Source organism: Escherichia sp. KCJ4928 (assembly GCF_004352695.1).
GTDB lineage: Bacteria > Pseudomonadota > Gammaproteobacteria > Enterobacterales > Enterobacteriaceae > ECMA0423.
This window is the reverse complement of record NZ_SJWV01000555.1, coordinates 1-590: the sequence shown is the minus strand read 5'-3', so window position 1 is coordinate 590 and position 590 is coordinate 1. Positions and strand designations below refer to the sequence as shown.

Sequence of the window (590 nt, the reverse complement as noted above, 5' to 3'; positions counted from 1 at the left end):
CGAACTGATGAGGAGGAGTGGGATCCATTCACTGGACAGCCTGATGCTCAACGGAGAAGGTATATTGATACAATTACAGGGGGCTGATATTCGCGAAAAAACAGGTCAGCATATTCACTGATCCAGGTATGGGCTGAAAACAGTGTCAGCCTGAAATAAACGCTCAATGCCTCATACACATGGGGCATTGAGCACGGTCATAAATAATCTTTATTATTTTTCTGATTCAACATTTCCGGTCAGTATCGGCTCTTCTGGCAAAGACAGTACCGGAACGTCACGTTCACCATTGAATACAAAAACACTTTCAGCGAAATCATTCTGTAACAAAGAAAAACTTAACGGCAGATTTTTAGTTTGTATCCCTGTGAGCCATTGAAAAATCTCGGGAAAACGACGTGCACTGATATGCACATGATTGAGGTGGTGCTCAGTAATATCACTGGCCATCATCATGAGAGGCACATCGTATCCCGAACGCAAACCTGGCGCATGATGCACAGGGGTGCTGTCTGAACTGACGGATTGCCCATGATCAGAAAAATACAGCATGGCAAAATCATCACCATGCTCTGTCGTCATGTTATAAA

At 43.9% G+C, this 590-nt stretch carries 1 protein-coding gene; it reads right to left on the bottom strand.

The annotated features are described in order from the left end of the window. Positions 1-213: 213 nt before the first annotated feature. A partial coding sequence (locus E0D98_RS25520; RefSeq protein WP_346655065.1) for a sulfatase-like hydrolase/transferase occupies positions 214-590 on the bottom strand: 377 nt, incomplete at its 5' end.